The organism is Streptomyces sp. AF1A (genome assembly GCF_047340315.1).
In the GTDB taxonomy this organism is placed as follows: domain Bacteria; phylum Actinomycetota; class Actinomycetes; order Streptomycetales; family Streptomycetaceae; genus Streptomyces.
Genome location: NZ_JBLEBI010000290.1, coordinates 1 through 4,997 on the forward strand (window position 1 = coordinate 1; position 4,997 = coordinate 4,997).

Annotated in this window: 4 protein-coding genes; 2 read left to right on the top strand and 2 right to left on the bottom strand. The window is 74.1% G+C overall.

The features are described 5' to 3' along the window. Together ACLU3S_RS35715 and ACLU3S_RS35720 are read right to left on the bottom strand one after the other, a co-directional pair. A partial coding sequence (locus ACLU3S_RS35715; RefSeq protein ID WP_413956131.1) for a phospholipid carrier-dependent glycosyltransferase occupies positions 1 to 724 on the bottom strand: 724 nt, incomplete at its 3' end. Between the two features lie 226 nt (positions 725 to 950). After that, positions 951 to 1,604: a nucleoside/nucleotide kinase family protein gene (locus tag ACLU3S_RS35720; protein ID WP_413956132.1), complete on the bottom strand. Its 654-nt coding sequence runs from the start codon at positions 1,602 to 1,604 to the stop codon at positions 951 to 953. Positions 1,605 to 1,690: 86 nt separating this feature from the next. Between ACLU3S_RS35720 and ACLU3S_RS35725 the strand changes: the two genes are divergently transcribed. Then, positions 1,691 to 2,431, top strand: a complete 741-nt coding sequence (locus tag ACLU3S_RS35725; RefSeq protein ID WP_413956133.1) for an HAD family hydrolase — start codon at positions 1,691 to 1,693, stop codon at positions 2,429 to 2,431. Beyond that, positions 2,428 to 4,782 (top strand): glycoside hydrolase family 65 protein, encoded by a 2,355-nt coding sequence (locus ACLU3S_RS35730; protein ID WP_413956134.1) that lies wholly within the window; start codon positions 2,428 to 2,430, stop codon positions 4,780 to 4,782. The genes ACLU3S_RS35725 and ACLU3S_RS35730 overlap by 4 nt, the downstream gene beginning before the upstream one ends. The last annotated feature ends 215 nt before the right edge of the window (positions 4,783 to 4,997 follow it).

A 4,997-nucleotide genomic window follows, 5' to 3' on the forward strand; every position in this document is an offset into this window, starting at 1 on the left:
GGACCGACACCGCGGCCAGCACCATCACCACCGGCACGGCGGGCAGCGCGCTCATCTTGGTCGCCACGGCCGCCCCCAGAGCCGCCCCGGCGAGCGGCAGACACCGCACCGGCCTTCGCCGCGCCCGCCACACCAGCCAGGCCGACGTCAGCACGAGCCCGGTCTCCGGCACGTCCAGCGTGGCCAGCGAACCGTGCGCGATCAGATCGGGGGAGAAGGCGTACAGCGCGAGCGCCACCAGCCCACCCGCCGTGCCCGCCACCTCGCGCGCGAAGGCGAAGGCGACCAGCCCGAACAGCAGCGTCAGGGCGATCACCGGCAGCCGCGCCCAGAGCATCAGCCGCCCGGGATCGTTGCCCGACTCGTACAGCAGATGGCGGCCCACGTCCCCCTGGGTACCGGTGAACGAGGCGTCGTAGTGCGGATCGGCCGCCGCCACACCGGCCTCGATGAGCAGCTTGCCGAGCGGCGGATGCTCCGGGTTGTAGCGCACCCGGTGCTCGCGCAGGTAGTCGGTCGCGGTCGCGACGTACACCGGCTCGTCGATGGTGGGCGTCTGCCGCACCGCGGTCGTCACCATCGCCGCCGCCATCTGCGCCAGCAGCAGCGCCACGAGCAGCGGCACGAGCCACCGCCGGTGCCGGCGCACCCCGGAGGGCGCCCGCACGGGCCCCGCGACGGCCGTCTCACGTGCCAGGACCAGGTGCTGTTCGGGTGCCATCATCCGCCCCGCGGTGGCACCGGAGGGGCAGCAGCGCTCGGGCGCCGGATCATGGCCCCACTATGGCACCGCTCCCGCCGCTGCGGGCGTCACCGCTCAACGAGTCGTACCGGCAGACCCTCTGCCGTGTAGACGGGTACGGACCGCGGCCCGCCGGAGTTCACCTCGATCTCCCCTGTTCGGCAGGTGAACGCGGACGCGGGGCCAACACCGGCCCGCCCCGGGCCCGTTACGGCGAGGCAGGGGCGCACGCACCGCCCGGCACCACCAGGTCCGCCCGCGCCCGGGTCGTCGCGATCAGGTCGGCGTTGCGCTGGTCCGTGCCCAGGACCCAGGTGACCGCGCTCGCGTGGTCCTTGCCGAACTCCTCGTGCCGGGCGACCAGTCGGCGGATCCGCTCGTCCTCGGGTATCTCGCAGAACCACGCCTCGTCCAGACAGGGCCGCACCCGCGCCCACGAACCCTGCTCCAGCAGCAGGTAGTTGCCCTCGGTCACCACCAGCCGGGCGGCGGGCGGCACCGGGATCGCGCCCGCGATCGGCTGCTCCAGCACCCGCTCGAACCCGGGCGCGTACACCACCTCGTCGGTGTCCTCGCGCAGCCGCCGCAGCAGCGCAGCGTACCCGGCCGCGTCGAAGGTGTCCGGGGCGCCTTTGCGGTGCCGGCGGCCGAGCCGGTCCAGTTCGGCGTCGGCCAGGTGGAAGCCGTCCATGGGAACGTGCGCCGCCCAGGGCGGGCCGTCGGCGTTCAGGGCGCGCACCAGGTGCCCGGCCAGAGTGGACTTGCCCGCGCCGGGGCTGCCCGCGATGCCGAGCAGGGCACGCCGGCCGTCCCGGGCGAGGCCGCGGGCGCGGATCAGGAGGTCGTCGAAGGTCAGCGGCACACCGGAGAGTGTGTCACCCGCGGTCCGCGCACCGTGTGGCGCGCGCCACCCACTGGAGTGCCGCTTTGGGGGGAACAGTGCTGGGTATGACTCAGCTCGGTCTGCCCGACAGCATCCAGGCCTGCCTCTTCGATCTCGACGGGGTCGTGACGAGGACGGCCGTCGTGCACGCGGCCGCCTGGAAGGAGGCGTTCGACGCCTTCCTGCGCGACTACGAGGGCGCGCAGGCGCGGCCGTTCGACGCGGTCGCCGACTACGACGAGTACGTCGACGGACGGCCCCGCGCCGACGGTGTGCGTGCCTTCCTCGCCTCGCGCGGCATCCGGCTCCCCGAGGGCAGCCCCGGCGACCCGCCGGACGCGCGCACCGTGCACGGCCTCGGCAACCGCAAGAACGTCCTGGTGCTGGAGAAGATCCGCACCGGCGGCGTCCAGGCCTACGAGGGCACGCTGCGCTATCTGGAAGCGGTCCGGGCCGAGGGGCTGCGCACCGCGATCGTCTCCTCGAGCGCCAACTGCCGTGACGTGCTGCGGGCCGTCGGCGCCGAGCACTTCTTCGACGTGCGGATCGACGGCGTGGTCGCCTCGGCGCGGAAGCTGCCGGGCAAGCCGCACCCCGACACCTTCCTCGCCGCCGCCCGCGACCTCGGCGTCGCGGCGTCCCGGGCGGCCGTCTTCGAGGACGCGCTGGCCGGCATGGACGCGGGCCGTGCGGGCGGCTTCGGGTACGTGGTCGGCGTGGACCGGGTCGGTCAGACCGACGCGCTGTACGCGCACGGCGCGAGCGTCGTCGTCAAGGACCTCGCCGAGCTGGGAGGCGCGCGGTGATCACCGACCGGTCGTACGCCGTCGAGCCGTGGGCGGTCCGGGAGACCGACCTCGACCTCGACGTCCTCGCCCAGAGCGAGTCGGTGTTCGCGCTGTCCAACGGCCATGTCGGCTGGCGCGGCAACCTGGACGAGGGCGAACCGCACGGGCTGCCCGGCAGTTACCTCAACGGCGTGCACGAGGTGCACCCGCTGCCGTACGCGGAGGCCGGTTACGGCTATCCGGAGTCGGGCCAGACGGTCATCGACGTCACCAACGGCAAGATCCTGCGGCTGCTGGTGGACGACGAGCCGTTCGACCTGCGCTACGGCCGGCTCGTCGCCCACGAACGGGTACTGGACCTGCGCCGCGGGGTGCTGGAGCGGACCTGCGAGTGGACCTCCCCGGCCGGCTCCACCATCCGGGTGCGCTCGACCCGGCTGGTCTCGCTCACCCAGCGGGCGGTGGCGGCCGTGGCGTACGAGGTGGAGGCCGTCGACAGCCGCAGCCGGGTGGTGGTCCAGTCCGAACTGGTCGCCAACGAGAGCCTGCCGGAGCCCGGCGGCGATCCGCGCGCCGCGATGGCGCTGCAGTCGCCGCTGGAGCACGAGGACCACTTCGCCTCCGGAAGCCGGCTGCGGCTGGTGCACCGCACCCGGCGCAGCGGCCTGCGGGTGGCCGTGGCCGCCGACCACGTCGTCACCGGCCCGCAGGGCACCACCACCCGCGGCGAGAGCGGCAGCGACCTGGCCCGGCTGACCGTCACCTCCGTCCTGGAGCCCGGCCAGAGACTGCGGGTGGAGAAGCTGGTCGCGCACGGCTGGTCCGGCACCCGCTCGCTGCCCGCGATGGCCGACCAGGTCGACGCCGCGCTCGCCGCGGCCGCGCACGACGGCTGGGAGGGCCTGCTGGCCGACCAGCGGGGCTGCCTGGACGACTTCTGGGCGCGCGCCGACGTCGAGGTGGAGGGCGACGAGGAGATCCAGCAGGCCGTCCGGTTCGCCCTGTTCCACGTCCTGCAGGCGGGCGCCCGCGCCGAGCAGCGCGCGATACCGGCCAAGGGACTGACCGGCTCGGGCTACGACGGGCACGCCTTCTGGGACACCGAGATGTTCGTGCTGCCCGTGCTCACCCACACCGCCCCGGCGGCCGTCGCCGAGGCGCTGCGCTGGCGGTACAACACGCTGGACGACGCCCGGGAGCGGGCTGCCCAACTGGGGCTTTCCGGGGCCGCGTTCCCCTGGCGGACCATCGCCGGCCGGGAGGGCTCCGCGTACTGGCCGGCCGGCACCGCGGCCTTCCACGTGAACGCCGGCATCGCCGACGCCGTCGTCCGCTACGTCGCGGCCACCGGCGACAGCGCCTTCGCACGCGAGGTGGGTGTGGAGCTGCTGGTCGAGACGGCCCGGCTGTGGCGCTCACTGGGCCACCACGACGCGCACGGCGTCTTCCACCTGGACGGCGTCACCGGCCCCGACGAGTACAGCGCGATCGCCGACGACAACACCTACACCAACCTGATGGCGCGCCAGAACCTGCGCGCCGCCGCCGACGCCGTCGAACGCCATCCGCGCGAGGCACGGCGGCTCGGCGTGGACGAGGAGGAGAGCGCGGCCTGGCGGGACGCGGCCGAGGCCATGCACGTCCCCTACAACGACGAGCTGGGCGTCCACGAACAGCACGCCGGATTCACCCGCTACCAGCGCTGGGACTTCACCGGCACCCGCGCGGACCAGTACCCGCTGCTGCTGCACTTCCCCTACTTCGACCTCTACCGCAAGCAGGTCGTCAAGCAGGCCGACCTGGTACTGGCGATGTACACCTGCGGCGGCTACTTCGCCGAGCGGTTCGACGAGGAGCAGACCGCCCGGAACTTCGCGTACTACGAGCCGCTGACCGTGCGCGACTCGTCGCTGTCCGCCTGCTGCCAGGCCGTCGTCGCCGCCCAGGCGGGGCACCTGGGCCTCGCCTACGACTACACCGCCGAGGCGGCCCTCATGGACCTGCGGGACCTGGAGCACAACACGCGCGACGGCCTGCACATCGCCTCGCTGGCCGGCACCTGGATGGCGCTGGTGGCCGGCTTCGGCGGCATGCGCAGGGACGGCGAGCGCCTGCGGTTCGCGCCCCGCGTGCCCGAGCAGCTCGGGCGCCTGGCCTTCAACGTGCAGTTCCGCGGGCGCCGGCTGCGCGTGGACATCGGTGCCGACAAGGCCACGTACGCGCTGCTGGACGGGCCGCCGCTGACCCTGCACCACCACGGCGAGCCGCTCACGCTCAGCGCCGACGAGCCGGTCGTCCGTGCCGTCCCCCCGGCCATCCGCCGTCCCGCCCCCGACCAGCCCCGCCACCGCGCCCCCAACGGCGGCTGAGCTTGTTCCGCTTTGCCGGACACCATCGGTGTGATGGTCAGGCTGCGAGTGCAGCCTCCTGGTCGGCGGGGGTGCGGTGGTCGAGGCTGCGGTGAAGTCGGTGCAAGCGGGTGCGGGGCGGGTCGGCCCGCCTGAGGGGCGGGCCGGGTGGCCGTCCTCCGGTTCCGGGTGTCCGTCGTACGGGGGCCCGTCGCGTCGGTGCGCCGGAGCGCGGC

Coding starts and splice junctions, on each gene's coding strand:
- ACLU3S_RS35725 (WP_413956133.1), top strand. CDS start 1,691: ATGACTCAGCTCGGTCTGCCCGACAGCATCCAGGCCTGCCTCTTCGAT.